1 protein-coding gene is annotated in these 350 nt (G+C 37.1%); it reads right to left on the reverse strand.

Annotation, left to right across the window (positions count from 1 at the left end; all coding sequences use genetic code 11):
- Window positions 1-350, reverse strand: a 350-nt coding sequence (locus tag HMPREF2701_RS11445) for a MucBP domain-containing protein (protein WP_261674403.1), incomplete at both ends; no start/stop codon positions are given.

The following is a 350-nucleotide window of genomic DNA, read 5'->3' on the forward strand; positions in this document are numbered from 1 at the left end:
CCTTCAACAACATCTCCAGTAGCTGGTTTAGAATCAGCTTTCAATTCTTTAGCAGTTAGATAGTATTTAACACCGTCTTTAGTGATTTCATCTTTTTTGTGGTCTGCTGTATCGTATTTAACGTTTAGAGAAGCATCTGTTTCGTCTTTTTCGTCTTCAGCAAGTGTGTTTCCTTCTGTATCTTCATACTTAACAACAACATTACCTTTAACTTCTTTATAAACGTATGTTACTTCTTTGGTTTGTCCAGCTTCTACCGTACCTGTTTCATCACCTTGAGTTGATGCTGGTACTAGTTCGTATACTTTGCCTTCTGCAGTTGTGATACGGTTTGGTTTCATTCCGTTATC

The organism is Streptococcus sp. HMSC077D04, assembly GCF_001808785.1.
GTDB lineage: Bacteria > Bacillota > Bacilli > Lactobacillales > Streptococcaceae > Streptococcus > Streptococcus mitis_BX.